Here is a 15,754-nt window from a genome sequence, read left to right as displayed (position 1 = left end):
GTGTTGCCTTGGATATCAAACAGCTCAAGTTCCTCATTGCCCTGGACCAGACCCGGCACTTCGGCCAGGCCGCCGCGCGCTGCAACATCACCCAGCCGACCCTGTCCATGCGCCTGCGCAACCTGGAAGACGAACTGAACATCGTGCTGGTCAACCGTGGCCAGCGCTTCGAGGGCTTCACCCCGGCCGGCGAGCGCGTGCTGGCCTGGGCGCGCACGCTGATCGCCGCCCACGACGGGCTGTACGCAGAAGCGGCGGCCTGCCGCGGGCAGTTGATCGGCGACCTGCGCCTGGGCGTGGTGCCGCTGAGCAGCTTCAACACCACGCAGTTCATCCAGGCGCTGGCCAAGGAGTTTCCCGAACTGGGCTTCAGCGTCTCCACGCTGACCAGCGACGACATCGTCGCCGGCCTGGCCAACAACCACATCGACCTGGGCATCTGCTACCTGGACCAGGTCAACGCCAGCCACTTCGAGTACTTCGAACTGTCCTCGACCCGCATCGGCGTGCTCTACGACAAGCGCTATTTCAACTTCGCCAGCGCGCACATCAGCTGGGAAGACGCCGCCGAACTGCCGCTGGGGATGATCCTCAACGGCATGCACTTCCGCAAATCCGTGGACCTGAGCTTCCGCAGCCGCGGCCTCAGCCCGCGCCCGGTGCTGGAAAGCGACTCCACCTTCCAGCTGATCCAGGCGCTGCAGGCCGGCTTCTGCTGCGCAGTCATGCCCCTGGACGGCGGCTTCGAGGGCCTGAGCGAACACATCGGCGTGCTGGAGCTGCCCGACGCCGAAGTACTGGCGCCGCTGGGCCTGATCATGCGCCGCACCGAGCCGCGCTCGGCCATCGCCGAAAAATGCTTCGCCCAGGCCCGCCAGTTCCTCACCCCTAACCCATCCCCGTAGCAGCGGCCCGAAGGCCGCGTCCGAACGCACCGCTTATCCCTGGAGTACCGCGTCGTGGCTGGACGCCGCCTGGCGGCAGCTGCTACGCGGGACGCGGGGACCTTTGCGCATTGTTGCGCGAACAGGAATACACCCTTTCTTTTTGATAGGTAGCTAACAAACAGACCCGCTGATACATTGCTCGGCGTCGAGATTGCCAACTGCTCGACGCCCCTATTGGGCCATTATCCCTGCTCCCCCCTGGTGGTAATGGCCCTTTTTTACGCCCCCCACATTCCCCCTACCGCCAGGTGAAATTTTATTCATGCTGGGCGTTATGTACGTTCTGGTTCAATGCTGGCCATCGCTATATACTTTTTGATACACCGCCAGCAATCGAATCCCCCTGATGTCACGCGCCGCCCCGCTCTACCCCGCAGCTTTCAGCCTGATCGCCGTGACCCTCGCCAGCCTGGTGGCCCTGACCATCGGCCGCTACCCGCTGCCCCTGTCGCAACTGCTGGATTTCATTGCAGCCTGGCTGGGGCTGACCACGCTGCCCGCCGACCAATACGCCCTGCTGCACAGCCTGGTGATCGACAGCCGCCTGCCGCGCATCATCGCCGCGGTGCTGGTGGGCGCCGGGCTGTCGGTGTCGGGGGCGGCCTACCAGGCGGTGTTTCGCAACCCGCTGGTGTCGCCCGGGCTGCTGGGGGTGTTGAGCGGCTGCGCGTTCGGCGCCGCCGTGGGCATTGTCGCCAACCTGCACGGCGTGTGGATTCCGCTGCTGGCGTGCCTGACCGGGCTGGCGGCGGTGGCCCTGGGCGTGACCATCGCCAACCTGTTCGGCATGAGCTCGATCCTGATGCTGGTGCTGGGCGGCATCGTCGCCAATGCACTGTTCACCTCGCTGCTGTCGATCACCCAATACCTGGCCGACCCGCTCAACCAGCTGCCCACCATCGTCTACTGGCTGCTGGGCAGCCTCAGCGCCGTGGACCAACAGGCCCTGAAGCTGACTGCGCCGCTGTTGCTGCTGGCCATCGGCGTGCTGTGCCTGCTGGGGCGCGCCATCGATGCGCTGTCGCTGAGCGATGACGAGGCGCTGAGCCTGGGCGTGCCGGTCAAGCGCATTCGCTACGGGGTGATTATCCTGGCCACGCTGATCAGCGCGCTCACCGTGAGCATCGCCGGCATGGTCGGCTGGGTGGGCCTGCTGGTGCCGCACCTGGCGCGCCTGCTGGTGGGCCCGGGCAACGCGCGGCTGCTGCCGGTCAGCGCCGGGCTGGGCGCCTGCTTCCTGCTGGCCGCCGATGCCCTGGCGCGCAGCCTGGGCGCCGGCGAGATTCCGCTGGGCATCATTACCGAACTGCTCGGTGCAGTCGCTTTCGTGCTGGTGCTGCGCCGCGTGCGCCGGGGCTGGCTGTGAGCGCGCCGCTGCTGCAGGCCGAGGGGCTGGGCTACCGCATCGGCGAGCGCTGGCTGTTCGAAGACGTCAACCTCAGCGTGCAGGCGGGCGATTGCATCGCGCTGCTGGGCGCCAATGGCGCGGGCAAGAGTACGCTGCTGAAGCTGCTGCTGGGGCTGCTCAAGCCCAGCGCCGGCCGCGTGCTGGTCAACGGCCAGCCGCTGACCGCGCTGGACCGCCGCAGCATCGCCCAGCTGCTGGCCTACGTGCCGCAGACCCACGTGCCGAGCTTCCCCTACAGCGTGCGCCAGATCATTACCCAAGGCCGCCTGCCGATCACCGGGCTGGGCCGCGCGCCGAGCAGCACCGATCACGACGCCGTGGCCCGCGCCCTGCACGAGCTGGGCATCGAAGCACTGGCCGAACGCACCTACACCGAGCTGTCCGGCGGCGAGCGCCAGTTGGTGCTGATCGCCCGCGCGCTGGTGCAACAGGCGCGAATGATCCTGCTGGACGAACCCGTCACCGGCCTGGATTTCGGCCACCAGCTGCGCCTGCTCGAACGCCTGCAGCAACTGGCCGCCAGCGGCCTGGCCATCCTGACCACCAGCCACCGCCCCGAACAGGCGCTGGCCGGCGCCAACCGCGCCTGGGTGCTGCACCAGCAGCGCCTGATCGCCGACGGCACGCCCCATGACGTCATCGACGCCGCCTTGATGCAGCGCCTGTACGGCGTGCCCGTGCGCCAGATCGACAGCGACCGCCATCGTTTTTTTGCCCCCTTGTAAGCCGCCCCTTTCAGAGAGAGTCCTGCATGAAGCACCTCCCCTATGCCCCGCTGCTGCTGGCCGCAGCCGTCAACCTGGCCCACGCCGCCGACAGCGCGCCCGTGCAGCTGGGCGCCGTCACGGTCAACGGTGTCCAGGACACCCAGGCCGAGCAGGACGCTCGCGCCGCCCGGGAGAAAAGCGCCAACCTCGGCCCGCTGGGCGAGCGCCGGCTGCTGGACACGCCCTACTCGCTGAACGTGGTGCCCCACGACCTGATCCAGGACCAGCAGCTGAAAAGCGTCAAGGACATCCTGCGCTACCTGCCCTCGGTGCAAGGTGACGGCGCCCGCCCGCAAAGCCGCGGCCTGCAGGGCAGCGTGGTGCAGAACACGCGCCTGGACGGCCTCAACGTGGTGTCGACCACCGACTACCCCGCCGAGCAGTTCGACAACGTGCAGGTGCTCAACGGCCTGGCCGGCTCGCTGTACGGCCCGGCCAACCCTGCCGGCACCTTCAACTTCATTTCCAAGCGGCCCACCGACGAGCGCCTGAACCGCGTGACCGTGGGCGTGGGCACCGGCCTGAGCTGGCTGAAAGCCGCCGACCTCAGCGGCCCGTTCGACCCGGACGGCAAGATCAAGTACCGCCTCAACCTGCTCGACGAACAGGGCCACAGCTACGCCCCGGGCAGCACCCTGCGCCGCCAGCTGGTGAGCCTGGCGCTGGACTTCCAGCTGAGCGACAACGACGTCATCGAGACCAACTTCAGCCACTACAACTACCTGGCCAAGGGCCTGCCGGGCAAGTTCGCGCTGGCCTCCGGCGCCAGCTTCCCCCATGCCATGGACCCGACCAAGAGCAACCTGGGCCAGAACTACGCCGGCGACAACGACACCACCGACACCGCCAGCGTGCACTTCAAGCACGACTTCAACGGCAACTGGAAGCTGGACGTGGGCCTGCTGCGGCAGATCGCCGACCGCGAGTCCACGGCCGTCACCAACACCCTGGCCGCCACCGGCAACACCTACACCTCCACCGTCGCCACCGCCACGGCCAGCCGCTTCACCATCAACAGCTACCTGGCCAACCTCAACGGCAGCGAGTGGACCGGCTCGGTGCGCCATGACCTGACCTTCGGCCTGAGCGGCTTCGACTGGAAGAACTTCAACCCGGTCAACGGCGCCACCACCACCCTGGGCACCGCCAGCCTCGGCGACCCGCAGAACTTCGCCGAGCCCAACTACCCCGACTTCACCGACCGCTATCACTCGGCCACCGCCACCCAACAATCGCTGATCTTCGGCGACACCCTGACCTTCACGCCGCAGTGGAGCCTGATGCTCACCGGCAGCCAGAGCCAGATGTCGGTGCACAACTACAGCCTGGCCGGCGCCACCACCAGCGGCTCCAACGACCACGGCCTGAGCGGCGCCAGCAGCCTGATGTACAAGCCGGTCGACAACCTGACCCTGTACGTCACTTACGCCGACAGCCTGCAGCAGGGCGACACCGCGCCAAGCGGCACCAGCAACGCCAACACCATCCTGGCGCCGTACCGCAGCAAGCAGTGGGAAATCGGCGGCAAGCTGGCCGTGGGCGGCGTCAACCTGTCGCTGGCGGCGTTCCAGATCAAGCGGCCGTACGCCTTCACCCAGAGCAACGGCACCTACGCGGTGGCCGGCGAGCAGCGCAACCGCGGCCTGGAGTTCATGGCTGACGGCAAGGTCAGCAGCAACGTGCGGATGTTCGGCGGCATCACCTGGCTGGACCCCAAGCTGCTCGACACCGGTAGCGCCAGCACCGACGACACGCGCATCGTCGGCCTGTCGCGCTACACCGCCAGCCTGTTGACCGAATATCAGGTGCCGCAGGTCAACGGCCTGGCGCTGAACCTCAACGCCCGTTATGTCGGCGCGCGCCCCACCGACAACACCGACACCCACTGGGTCAGCAGCTACGAGACCTTCGACCTCGGCGCCAGCTTCACCACGCGCCTGATGCAGCGCAACACCGTGTACCGCCTGGAGGTCACCAACCTGACCAACGAGCGCTACTGGACCAACATCGTCCCCGGCGGCCTCAACGGCTACAGCGCCGCCGGCAACGCCAGCGCCAGCCTGGGCGCGCCGCGCATGCTGCAGGCGTCGATCCAGGTGGACCTGTGAGGCGCCTGGCGGCCCTGGCCCTGGCGCTGCTCAGCGGCGCCGCGGTGGCCGGCACAGTGATCGACGACAGCGGCCAGCGCGTCGAGGTGCCGGCCCAGCCCCGGCGCATCGCCGATGGCTGGTTCGCCCACCACGCGCTGATGCTGACCCTGGGCGCGGGCGAGCGCATCGTCGCCACGGTCAACCACCCCGACCGCCAGCCATGGATGTTCAAGGTGCAGCCAGCGCTGAACCAGGCGCAGATCGTCACGGGCACGGCGTTCAACGTCGAAAGCCTGCTGGCCGACAAGGTCGACCTGGTGTTCACCAGCACCGGCGACCGCCAGGCCCTGGCCTACCAGCAGGCCGGCATCGCGGTGGTGCACATGGGCTTCAACGACCTGCCGGGGCTGGAACACAGCCTCGACGTCACCGCCCAGGCCCTGGGCACCGACACCGCGCGCCAGCGGGCCCGTGACTACAACGCCTGGCTCGACCGGCAGGTGGCGCTGGTGCGCCAGCGCAGCGCCGGCCTGAGCGACGCGCAGCGGCCACGGGTGCTGCACATCGCCTCGCTGAAGCCGTTGAAGGTCGACGGCGATGGCACCCTGATCGACACCTGGATCAACCTGGCCGGCGGCCGCAACGCCGCCACCGGGCTGCACGGCAACCTGCAGGTGGTGAACGCCGAGCAGGTGCTGGCCTGGCACCCGGACGTGATCGTGCTGGCGGCGGACGCTGGCGACATCAGCCAGGTGCCGTTGCTGGCACAGCTGCACAGCGCGAAAGTGCTGCGCAACCCGGCCGGGGTGTTCCCCTGGGACCGCTACGGCACCGAAGTGGGCCTGCAATTGTTGTGGGCGGCGCAGCAGCTGCACCCCGAGCGGTTCCAGGATATCGACCTGCAGCAGCAGACCATGGCCTTCTACCGACGCTTCTTCGACTACCCCCTGACCGCGACTGAGGCCACCCGCATCCTCACCGCGCAACGCCCCTAATCCCGGGTCCGCGTCGTACGCCTCTGTAGCAGCGGCCGCAGGCCGCGTCCCGGCGCACCTGCGGTCCGTGTCGTATGCGGACGCAGCCTTCGGCAGCTGCTACGGGGGACACGCCGCGTCCGGCGGACCTTGGACAGGCTGGGCGACAGGACGGCTGCAAACAGGTATTTTGGCGTTTTCCCGCCTTACCGGAACTGCCCACCATGCTGCCCATCGCCCGCCAGGCCCCGACCGTCGAAACCATCATCAGCGCCCACGCCGCCCTGCGCGCCCAGGGGCCGCTGGTGCAGTGCCTGACCAACGTGGTGTCGGCCAACTTCATGGCCAACGTGCTGCTGGCCGCCGGGGCGTCGCCGGCCATGGTCGACAACCCCGAGGAAGCCGCCGGCTTCGCCAGCATCGCCGGCGCGGTGCTGGTCAACCTGGGCACCCCCACCACCGCCCAGGTCGAAGGCATGCGCCTGGCCGTGCAGGCCGCCTACGACATCGGCAAGCCCTGGGTGCTCGACCCCATCGGCGCCGGCGCCCTGCCCTGGCGCGGCGGCGTGGCCGCCGAGCTGCTGGCCTTCCGGCCCACGGTGATCCGCGGCAACGCCTCGGAAATCATCGGCCTGGCCGGGCTGGGTGCCAGCCACGCCAAGGGCTTCGACAGCTCCAACGACCCGGCCGATGCCGTCGACGCCGCCATCAGCCTGCTGCAGCACGCCAGCTGCGTGTCTGCGTCCGGGCCTATAGACCATGTGGTCGGCAAGGTGCAGGACGACAAGGGCGACATCAGCCACTACCTGCTGCGCATCGCCGGCGGCAGCGCCCTGCTGCCCCGGGTGACCGCCTCTGGCTGCGCGCTGGGCGCGCTGGTGGCCGCTTACGCGGCCGCTACCCAGGACGGCTTCTGCGCGGTGGCCGCCGCCCACGTGCACTTCGCCCTGGCTGCCGAATACGCCGAGCGCCAGGCCCGCGGGCCGGGCTCCTTCGTGCCGGCGTTCCTCGATGGCCTGGACCTGGTGGACGCCCGCCTGATTCGCGCCAAGGCGCAGGTCGAGGGCACACGGCTGTAGCCGCGACCGTGGCCTTTGTGCCTGCAAGCGCTTATCATGCGCGTTTCCCCGGCCAGCCCATCCCCATGCGCAAACCCCCACCTCCCGAACCCAGCGCCGACGACACGTCCGGCGCGCAGGACATGCTGCAGGTGTTCCTGCAGCAACAGGGGCGCGTGGAAAAACAGCTGAGCCGCTGGGTGGCCTGCCGCGCCACCGCCGCCGACCTGTGCCAGGAGCTGTTCATCCGCCTGTGGCGGCGCAAGGACGTGCAGGTGCAGGACATGAGCCAGTACATGATGCGCAGCGCCCGCAACCTGGCCATCGACCATATCCGCAGCCAGCGCAGCCGCCTGCGCAGCGAGACCGCGCTGCTGCCCGAGCAACTGGTGGGCGCGCCCACGCCGCTGGAAGACGGCCACCAGGCCAACCACGAATTGCAGCAGGTGGACGCCGCCCTGCGCGCACTGCCCGAGCGCACCCGCCATGTGTTCCTGCTCAACCGCATCCATGGCCAGAGCTACAGCGAAATAGCCCGCGCACTGGACATCTCCGCCAGCGCCGTGGAAAAACATATGATGCGCGCCTTGCAGGCCTGCAAGAGTAGCGTCGACGCCCCTACCGTGAAGGCCAGACAATGAACGTGGTCAGCCCCCCACCGCGCCACGCCGGCGAGGACGTGGCCCTGCTGTGGGTCACCCGCCTGGCGGCCGAACCCGACAACCCCGGCCTGGATGAAAGCCGCCTGCCGCTGCTGGAACAGCAGGAACTGCAGCGCTGGCTGAGCCATGACCCGGCTAACGCCGAGGCCTACCGCGATGCGCGCCGGCTGTGGCGCCTCACCGGCCCGGGCGCTGCGCAACTGGCCCGCGAGGAAGACGCCGTGCTGCAGGCCCTGCTGCGGCGTGCCAAGGCGCCGACCCGCCGTGGCCGCCGGGTGGCCCTGGCCATGGCCGCCAGCGTGGTGCTGGCGGGCGTGCTGGCCATGGCCTGGCAGCCCGAACGCTGGCTCGATGACCTGCAGGCCGACTACCACAGTGCCCCTGGGCAGCTGCGCAACATCACCCTGGCCGACGGCAGCGAAGTGCAACTGGACGGCAACAGCGCCATCGACGTGAAACTCACCGAACAGGGCCGCGACGTGACCCTGCGCCGTGGCGCCGCGTTCTTCCACGTCAGCCACAATGGCCAGCCGTTCGTGGTGCACACCGGCGACGGCGAAGTGCGCGTGGTGGGCACCCGTTTCGAGGTGCGCCGCGAGGCCGCCGCCACCCAGGTCACCGTGGAAGAAGGCAAAGTGGCGGTGCAGCCGCAGCATGATGCCGCCCCGGTGATGCTCACCGCCGCCCAGCGCGTCGACTACCAGCAAGGCCACGCCGGCGCGCTGCAGAGCGTCAACCCGCAGCAGGCGTTCGGCTGGCGCGACGGCCATGTCAGCTTCCGTCGCCAGCCCCTGGCCGACGCCCTGGCCGTGGTGCAGCGCTACTACCCGGGCCGCATCGTGCTGCTCAACGCCGAGCTGGGCGCGCGCCCGGTCAGCGGCGATTTCACCAGCAACGACCCGCAGGTGATGCTCGCCGCCTTCCAGGGCCTGCTGGGCTATTCGGCGCAGCGGCTGCCAGGCGGCACGCTGATCATTCGCTGAAAGGGATGCAACATTAAAGATAATGAGATATATTCGCATCTTTAATCCCTGACCCAGAGCCTGATCCGATGCGCTGCCGGTTGCGACTTTCCTTGCTGGCAGCAGCGCTGACGACGCCCCTGGGCCTGCCCACCGCGGCCCAGGCCGACGCCGGCGCCGCCCAGGGCACCGAAGCGCGCTTGAGCCTGACGCTGCCCGCCCAACCCCTGCCCGATGCCCTGGCCGCGCTCAGCCGCCTGAGCGGGCAGAACATCGTCTACGCCGACGATGCGCCCTACCAGCTGCAAGCGCCCTCCGTGCACGGCCAGCTCACCGTGGAACAGGCCCTGGCGCGGCTGCTGGCCGGCAGCGGCCTGGCCTACCGCCGCACCGATGCCCATACCCTGGCGTTGAGCAGCCCGCCTGCAAACAACCAGCAAATCCTGCTGCAGCCGCTGAACATCGACAGCGAGCGCCTGGCCCGTTACCAGCCCGCCAGCGTCGCCAGGGTCAACCGCAGCAGTGGCCCGTGGCTGGAACAGCCGCAGTCCATCAGCCGCGTCAACAATGACGTGCTGCGCGACCAGCAGCCGCGCAACCTCGACGACGCCCTGCGCAACGTCAGCGGCCTGACCCAGGGCAACACCCTGGGCAGCACCCAGGACACCCTGGTCAAACGCGGCTTCGGCGACAACCGCGACGGCTCGATCCTGCGCGACGGCATGCCCATGGTGCAGGGCCGCAACTTCAACGCCACCACCGACAGCGTCGAGGTGCTCAAGGGCCCCGCTGCCCTGCTGTACGGCATCCAGGACCCCGGTGGGGTGATCAACGTGGTCAGCAAGACCCCGCAGTTGACCGCCCACAACGAACTGCAGGCCAAGGCCTCAAGCTTCGCCCACGACCGCGACGGCCGCGCCGTGACCCTGGACAGCACCGGCCCGCTGGGCGACAGCGGCCTGGCCTACCGGCTGATCCTCGACCACCAGGACGAAGACTACTGGCGCAACTACGGCGTGCACCGGGAAACCCTGGTGGCGCCCTCGCTGGCCTGGTACGGCGAGCGCGATGAGGTACAGCTGGCGTTTGAACAGCGCACCTTCGTCACCCCCTTCGACCGCGGCACGGTGATCAACCCCGACACCGGCCACGTGCTGGACATCCCCTACACCCGGCGCCTGGACGAGCCGTTCAACGACATGACCGGCCGTTCGCAGCGGGTGCGCCTGAGCTACAACCATCAGCTGGCCAACGGCTGGCAGACCCACGCCGCCTACAGCTACAACGAGGAAACCTACGACGCCTACCAGGTGCGCATCACCGGCGTGAACACCAGCACCGGCACCCTCACCCGCAGCATGGACGGCACCCTGGGCTCGGTCAGCCGCGCCCAGCAGGGCGAGCTGGAGCTGTCGGGCAACCCCACCTGGCTGGGCCTGGAACACGAAGTGCTGGTGGGCCTGAGCGAAGAGCACCGGCTGTACTACCGTGACGACCTGCTGCGGCAGAACAGCCTCGCCACCTTCAGCTACATGAACCCGGTGTACGGCCGGGAGGTGGCGCCCACCAGTGTCTCCGACAGCTCCAGCGCGCAGCTGGACCGGCTGCGCACCACAGCGTTGTACCTACGCGATTCGGTGCACTTGAACGAGCAGTGGCTGGCCATCCTCGGCGCCCGCCTGCTCAGCTACGACCAGTACGCCGGGCGCGGCCGGCCGTTCCACGCCAACACCGACATCAACGGCAGCGCCTGGGTGCCCAGCGCCGGCCTGGTGTACCGCTTCGCCCCGGACTGGTCGTGGTACGCCAGCTACAGCGAGTCGTTCAAGCCCAACTCCAGCATCGCGCCGTTGAACGCCGCCACCGACCAGATCATCGACTCCACCATCCGTCCTGAGCAGGCCAGGGCCTGGGAGACCGGCCTCAAGTACGAACACCCCGACGGCCTGTCGGCCAGCGTCGCGCTGTACGACATCCGCAAGCGCAATGTGCTGGTGAGCGAGACGGTCAACGACCTGCCGGTAAGCCGCAACGCCGGCGCCGTGCGTTCGCGCGGCCTCGAGCTCGAGGCCAGTGGCAGCCTCGCCCCTGGCTGGGAGCTGATGGCGGCCTATGCCTTCACCGACGCCTGGGTCACCCGCGACCCGCAGCTACGCGGCAACCCGCTGCAGAACGTGCCCCGGCAGAGCGCCTCGCTGTACCTGACCCACGACCTGGGCACGCTGCTGGGCGGCGACCGCCTGCACATCGGCGGCGGCCCGCGCTACGTGGGCGAACGCGCCGGCGACCCGCAGGACAGCTTCAAGCTGCCGGCCTACACCGTCACCGATGCGTTCGCCCGCTACGACACCCGCGTGGACGGGCACGAGGTGCGGGTGCAGCTCAACGTCAATAACCTGTTCGACCGCCACTACTACCCTTCGGCCGTGAGCAATTACGTGGTCGCCGTGGGCGACCCGCGGCAGGTGGTGCTGAGCACCAGCCTGTCGTTCTGATTTTTGTGGGAGCTGGCTTGCCAGCGAGCTTCAGGGCCTCAACAGCTCGCTGGCAAGCCAGCTCCCACGGGATTTGAAAAAATATTCAAATTTTTACTGAGGTGTTTCCCGTCGAGCTCCGTGTTGTGAATGAAAGGCAATCCCATTTCCATTCACACCCTTCACGCAGAGCACCCGCATGACCGCCTCCTTCACCCCCAGCGGCTCCACCCCTACCCTTCGTTACCGCAGCGCCTGCGCCAGCGGCGTGTTGATGCTCAGCCTGGCGCAGCCCCTGTGGGCCGCCGACAGCGTGGAACTGGGCGCCACCAACATCGACAGCACCGCCGTGGCGCCCACCACCACCGAAAAAAGCCAGACCAGCTACCAGGCCGTGGCCTCCACCGTGGCCACCCGCACCGAGACCCCGCTGATCGAAGTGCCCGCCTCGGTCAACGTCGTCACCCACCGCGTCATCGAAGACCGCGCGCCCCAGAGCCTCGACGAAGCCATCAACGCGGTCAGCGGCGTCAAGCAGGGCAACACCCTGGGCGGCACCCAGGACGCGATCATCAAGCGCGGCTTCGGTACCAACCGCGACAACTCGATCATGCGCGACGGCATGCAGTCGGTGCAGGCGCGCAACTTCACCCCCACCACCGAGCGCGTCGAGGTGCTCAAGGGCCCGGCGTCGATGCTCTACGGCGTGCAGGACCCAGGCGGGGTGATCAACGTGGTCACCAAGAAACCGCAACTCACCCAAGCCACCAGCGTGTCCGGCTGGGGCACCAGCTTCGGCGGCGGTGGCGGCCAGCTCGACACCACCGGCCCCGTGGGCGACACCGGCCTGGCCTACCGCCTGATCTACGACAAGCAGCAGACCGACTACTGGCGCAACTTCGGCAGCACCGACCAGGAGGTCATCGCGCCGTCGCTGTCGTGGTTCGGCGACGACACCACCATCACCGCCGCCTACGAGCACATGGAATACAGCGTGCCCTTCGACCGCGGCACGCAGATCAACACCACCACCGGCAAGGTGCTGGATATTCCGCGCACGCGCCGCCTGGACGAGCATTTCAACATCACCACCGGCCGCTCCGACGCGTTCAACCTGACCGCCGAGCACCGCCTCAACGACGACTGGACCCTGAAGGCCGGCTACGGCTACAGCCGCAACTACTACAACGACCACCAGTCGCGCTACATCTCCGCCAACTTCACCACCGGCCAGGTCACCCGCCGCGGCGACGCCACCCGCGACGCCCTGCAAGTGGCCCACACCGCCACCGTCAGCGCCCTGGGCGACCTGCAGTTCGCCGGCATGCGCCACGAGCTGCTGGTGGGCGTGGACTACATGCACAACGACCGCACCCTGGGCGACCTGATCCGCAACGTCAACGACACCGGCTTCAACTACAACGACCCGGTCTACGGCCAGGTGCCGGTGCCCAGCCGCGTCAGCGCCGCCAACAGCGACCAGACCGACCTGCTGCACACCCATGCACTGTTCGTGCAGGACGCCATTCACCTGACCGACAAGTGGATTCTGCAGGCCGGCCTGCGCTACGAGTCGTTCACCGAGCTGACCGGCAAGGGCCGCCCCTTCGTGGTCGGCGCCGACGTCGACCGCAGCAAGGCGGTGCCGCGCCTGGGCCTGGTGTACATGATCCAGCCGGACTGGTCGGTGTACGGCAGCTACACCGAGTCGTTCCGCCCCAACACCTCCATCGCCACCGTCATCGGTGACCTGGCGCCCGAAGAGGCCAAGGCCTACGAGATCGGCACCAAGTTCCAGAACGACTACCTCACCGCCAGCCTCGCGGCCTTCACCATCACCAAGAAAAACGTGCAGACCAGCGCCACCTGCGGCACCGAGACCTGCACCCGGCTGGGCGGCGAAGCACGCTCGCGCGGCGTGGAACTGGACGTCAGCGGCCAGCTCAACGAGTTCTGGAGCCTGACCGGCAGCTACGCCTACACCGACACCGAATGGACCAAGGACCCGATTCTGCAGGGCACGCCGCTGGACGGCGTGTCGAAAAACACCGCGGCCCTGTACCTGACCCGCGACTTCGGCCACGTCGGCATCGGCGACCTGCGCGTAGGCGCAGGCGGCCGCTACATGAGCAAGTGGGGCGCCAACGACGGCACCGGCACCGAATACTGGCTGCCCTCGGCCAAGGTCGCCGACGCCTTCGTGGCCTACAAGATGAAGCTCGACCACAAGGACCTGACCCTGCAGCTGAACGTCAAGAACCTGTTCGACGAGACCTACTACGTCTCCAGCAGCGGCCTGGGCTCGCCGGCCATCGTCATCGGCGAACCGCGCCAGGTCATCGCCAAGGCCACCCTCGCCTTCTAACCCCAAGGACTGACCATGAACCTGATCACCCGCGCGCTGGCCCTCGCCAGCGCCGCGTGGCTGGCGCTGCCGGCCCACGCCGCCGTCGACCCGCGACTGCCGCCCTACACCGCCCAGGCGGTGCTGCCTCCCGCCCACGCGCCGTACCTGGCCGCCGACGGTGCCATCCGCATCGGCGGTGCCGAGCACGTGCGCTACATTGTCGAGCGCTTCAACGCCGCCCTGGTGCAGCAGCACCCCGGCTGGCGCTTCCAGGACGAGTCCAAGGGCACCACCAGCGCCGTGCCGCTGCTGACCCACGGCGTCACCCTGTTTGGCGCCATGGGCCGCGAGATCAACCCGCTGGAGATCAAGGCGTACCGCAAGATCGTCGGCGCCGCGCCACTGGAGATCCGCATCGCCCTGGCCGCCAACGACACCTCCCAGCACCTGGCCACCTCGCTGGCGGTGTACGTCAACCGCGCCAACCCGCTGGCCCAGGTCAGCGCCGATGAGGTGCGCCGCACCTTGAGCCTCGGCAACCCCGAGGGCGACCTGTCCACCTGGGGGCAGTTGGGCCTCAAGGGTGAATGGCGCGAGCGGCGCATCCACCCCTATGGCACCCCGGAGTTCACCGGTTTCGGCACCTATATGCAAAGCAACCACCTGCAAGGCCGGGCTCTTGCGCCCAGCTACGAAGGCTACGGCAACACCGAGGCCATCCTCGCGCGCCTGGCCGCCGACCCGGCCGGGCTGGCGGTGGCGGCCATCGGCCTGGACAACGCGCAGATCAAGGCGCTGCCGATTCGCGACGCCCAGGGCCTGCTGACCACCGGCACCGAGGCCCAGGTGCGCGACGGCCGCTACCCCTATGGCCGCTTCCTGTACCTGTACCTGCGCCGCGAGCCCGGCAAGGCCGTGGACCCGGTGGTGCGCGAGTACCTGCGCTTCGTGCTGTCGCGCCAGGGCCAGCAGATCATCGCCGACCAGCCCAAGGGCTATTTCCCCTTGAGCGCCGCCCAAGCCCAGGCCGAACTGGCCAAACTCGACGAGGTTGCCCCGCTATGATCACGTTCCTCAAACGCGCGGCCTGCCTGGGCCTGTGCCTGCACCTGGGCTGGGCCCAGGCCGACACCCTGCAACCGCCCGCCAACGCCAGCTACCTGACGGCCGACGGTGCCATCGCCATCATCGGCAACGACGGCATGCAGCCGCTGATCGAGCAGCTGAACGCGTTGTTCATCCGCCAGCACCCCGGCTTCCGCTTCGCCGTCACCGCCAAGGGCTCCTCGGTGGGCCTGCCGGCGCTGACCTCCGGTGCCACCGCCATTGCGCCGCTGTCCCGCGAGCCGTGGCTGGGCGACCTGCACGGTTATGAACAGGTGTTCGGCCAGGCGCCGCTGGACATCCGCATCGGCTATTCGGGCCATGGTCCGCGCACCAACGGCAAGACCCCGCCAGCGGTGTACGTGCACCCCGACAACCCGCTCAAGCAGCTCACCGTGGAGCAACTGGCGAAGCTGGCCACCGCCGGCCAGCCGGGTGGCGACATCAATACCTGGGGGCAGCTGGGCCTGACCGGCGAGTGGGCGCTGCGGCGCATCCACGTGTACGGCCTGCGCGACGACGGCGGCTTCGCCACCAACCAGCGCATGGACCGCTTCGGCGGCCGGCCCTTCAGCCCCCATTACGAGGCGCTGGACAGCGTCGGCGCGGTGCTCAAGGCCGTGGCCAGTGACAGCCATGGCATCGGCCTGACCGGCTGGGCCAATGGCGCCAAGCTGGCCCCCGGCCTGCACATCGTGCCCCTGGCCAGCAAGGCCGGCGAAGCCGCCCATGGCCCGGCGCTGGCAGACGTGGCCGCGGGCGCCTACCCGCTGTCGTCGTACCTGCACCTGTTCGTCGGCAACGCCCCAGCGCCGTTCATCAAGGCCTACCTGCAGATGGCCCTGAGCGACGAAGGCCAGGCCCTGGTGCGCGCGCAAACGGCCAGCGCCGAAGGCTACGTGCCGTTGAGCGCCGCCGACCTGGCGCGCGAGCGGCAAAAACTGCGGGAACTGTAGCCACA

Annotated in this window: 12 protein-coding genes; all 12 read left to right on the top strand. The window is 68.6% G+C overall.

Annotated features, from left to right (window positions below):
- The first annotated feature begins 8 nt into the window (after nt 1–8).
- Nucleotides 9–905, top strand: coding sequence for a LysR family transcriptional regulator (locus tag AC0J42_RS14300; RefSeq protein WP_473006660.1), 897 nt, complete (start codon nt 9–11; stop codon nt 903–905).
- Between the two features lie 388 nt (nt 906–1,293).
- Nucleotides 1,294–2,313, top strand: coding sequence for a FecCD family ABC transporter permease (locus AC0J42_RS14295; RefSeq protein ID WP_473006659.1), 1,020 nt, complete (start codon nt 1,294–1,296; stop codon nt 2,311–2,313).
- Entirely contained in the window at nt 2,310–3,080 is a 771-nt protein-coding gene (locus tag AC0J42_RS14290) for an ABC transporter ATP-binding protein (RefSeq protein ID WP_473006658.1), read from the top strand. Before AC0J42_RS14295 ends, AC0J42_RS14290 begins: the two co-directional genes overlap by 4 nt.
- 26 nt (nt 3,081–3,106) lie before the next feature.
- Complete coding sequence (locus AC0J42_RS14285; RefSeq protein ID WP_473006656.1) at nt 3,107–5,230, top strand: TonB-dependent receptor; 2,124 nt, start codon at nt 3,107–3,109, stop codon at nt 5,228–5,230.
- The gene (locus AC0J42_RS14280) at nt 5,227–6,207 is read left to right on the top strand and encodes an ABC transporter substrate-binding protein (protein ID WP_473006655.1); all 981 of its coding nucleotides are present in this window, start codon (nt 5,227–5,229) and stop codon (nt 6,205–6,207) included. The genes AC0J42_RS14285 and AC0J42_RS14280 overlap by 4 nt, the downstream gene beginning before the upstream one ends.
- Before the next feature lie 203 nt (nt 6,208–6,410).
- Nucleotides 6,411–7,265, top strand: coding sequence for a hydroxyethylthiazole kinase (thiM, locus tag AC0J42_RS14275; protein WP_473006654.1), 855 nt, complete (start codon nt 6,411–6,413; stop codon nt 7,263–7,265).
- 65 nt (nt 7,266–7,330) lie between these two features.
- Entirely contained in the window at nt 7,331–7,885 is a 555-nt protein-coding gene (locus AC0J42_RS14270) for an RNA polymerase sigma factor (RefSeq protein ID WP_416424203.1), read from the top strand.
- Nucleotides 7,882–8,889, top strand: a complete 1,008-nt coding sequence (locus tag AC0J42_RS14265) for a FecR family protein (RefSeq protein ID WP_473006653.1) — start codon at nt 7,882–7,884, stop codon at nt 8,887–8,889. The genes AC0J42_RS14270 and AC0J42_RS14265 overlap by 4 nt, the downstream gene beginning before the upstream one ends.
- Nucleotides 8,890–8,957: 68 nt before the next feature.
- On the top strand, nt 8,958–11,363 hold the full coding sequence (locus tag AC0J42_RS14260) for a TonB-dependent siderophore receptor (RefSeq protein ID WP_473006652.1): 2,406 nt from the start codon (nt 8,958–8,960) through the stop codon (nt 11,361–11,363).
- A gap of 253 nt (nt 11,364–11,616) precedes the next feature.
- Nucleotides 11,617–13,707, top strand: coding sequence for a TonB-dependent siderophore receptor (locus tag AC0J42_RS14255; RefSeq protein WP_416427600.1), 2,091 nt, complete (start codon nt 11,617–11,619; stop codon nt 13,705–13,707).
- 15 nt (nt 13,708–13,722) lie between these two features.
- Nucleotides 13,723–14,754, top strand: a complete 1,032-nt coding sequence (locus tag AC0J42_RS14250) for a PstS family phosphate ABC transporter substrate-binding protein (protein ID WP_473006651.1) — start codon at nt 13,723–13,725, stop codon at nt 14,752–14,754.
- A complete protein-coding gene (locus tag AC0J42_RS14245; RefSeq protein ID WP_473006650.1) occupies nt 14,751–15,749 on the top strand; it encodes a PstS family phosphate ABC transporter substrate-binding protein in 999 nt (332 codons plus the stop codon). Before AC0J42_RS14250 ends, AC0J42_RS14245 begins: the two co-directional genes overlap by 4 nt.
- Nucleotides 15,750–15,754: the final 5 nt, after the last annotated feature.

This window comes from Pseudomonas sp. Tav-5-1A (assembly GCF_055755055.1).
Note: the sequence above shows the minus strand (reverse complement) of the source record. Positions and strands in the feature narration are given on the sequence as shown.

Coding starts and splice junctions, on each gene's coding strand:
- AC0J42_RS14295 (WP_473006659.1), top strand. CDS start 1,294: ATGTCACGCGCCGCCCCGCTCTACCCCGCAGCTTTCAGCCTGATCGCC.
- AC0J42_RS14285 (WP_473006656.1), top strand. CDS start 3,107: ATGAAGCACCTCCCCTATGCCCCGCTGCTGCTGGCCGCAGCCGTCAAC.
- thiM (WP_473006654.1), top strand. CDS start 6,411: ATGCTGCCCATCGCCCGCCAGGCCCCGACCGTCGAAACCATCATCAGC.
- AC0J42_RS14270 (WP_416424203.1), top strand. CDS start 7,331: ATGCGCAAACCCCCACCTCCCGAACCCAGCGCCGACGACACGTCCGGC.
- AC0J42_RS14265 (WP_473006653.1), top strand. CDS start 7,882: ATGAACGTGGTCAGCCCCCCACCGCGCCACGCCGGCGAGGACGTGGCC.
- AC0J42_RS14260 (WP_473006652.1), top strand. CDS start 8,958: ATGCGCTGCCGGTTGCGACTTTCCTTGCTGGCAGCAGCGCTGACGACG.
- AC0J42_RS14255 (WP_416427600.1), top strand. CDS start 11,617: ATGCTCAGCCTGGCGCAGCCCCTGTGGGCCGCCGACAGCGTGGAACTG.
- AC0J42_RS14250 (WP_473006651.1), top strand. CDS start 13,723: ATGAACCTGATCACCCGCGCGCTGGCCCTCGCCAGCGCCGCGTGGCTG.
- AC0J42_RS14245 (WP_473006650.1), top strand. CDS start 14,751: ATGATCACGTTCCTCAAACGCGCGGCCTGCCTGGGCCTGTGCCTGCAC.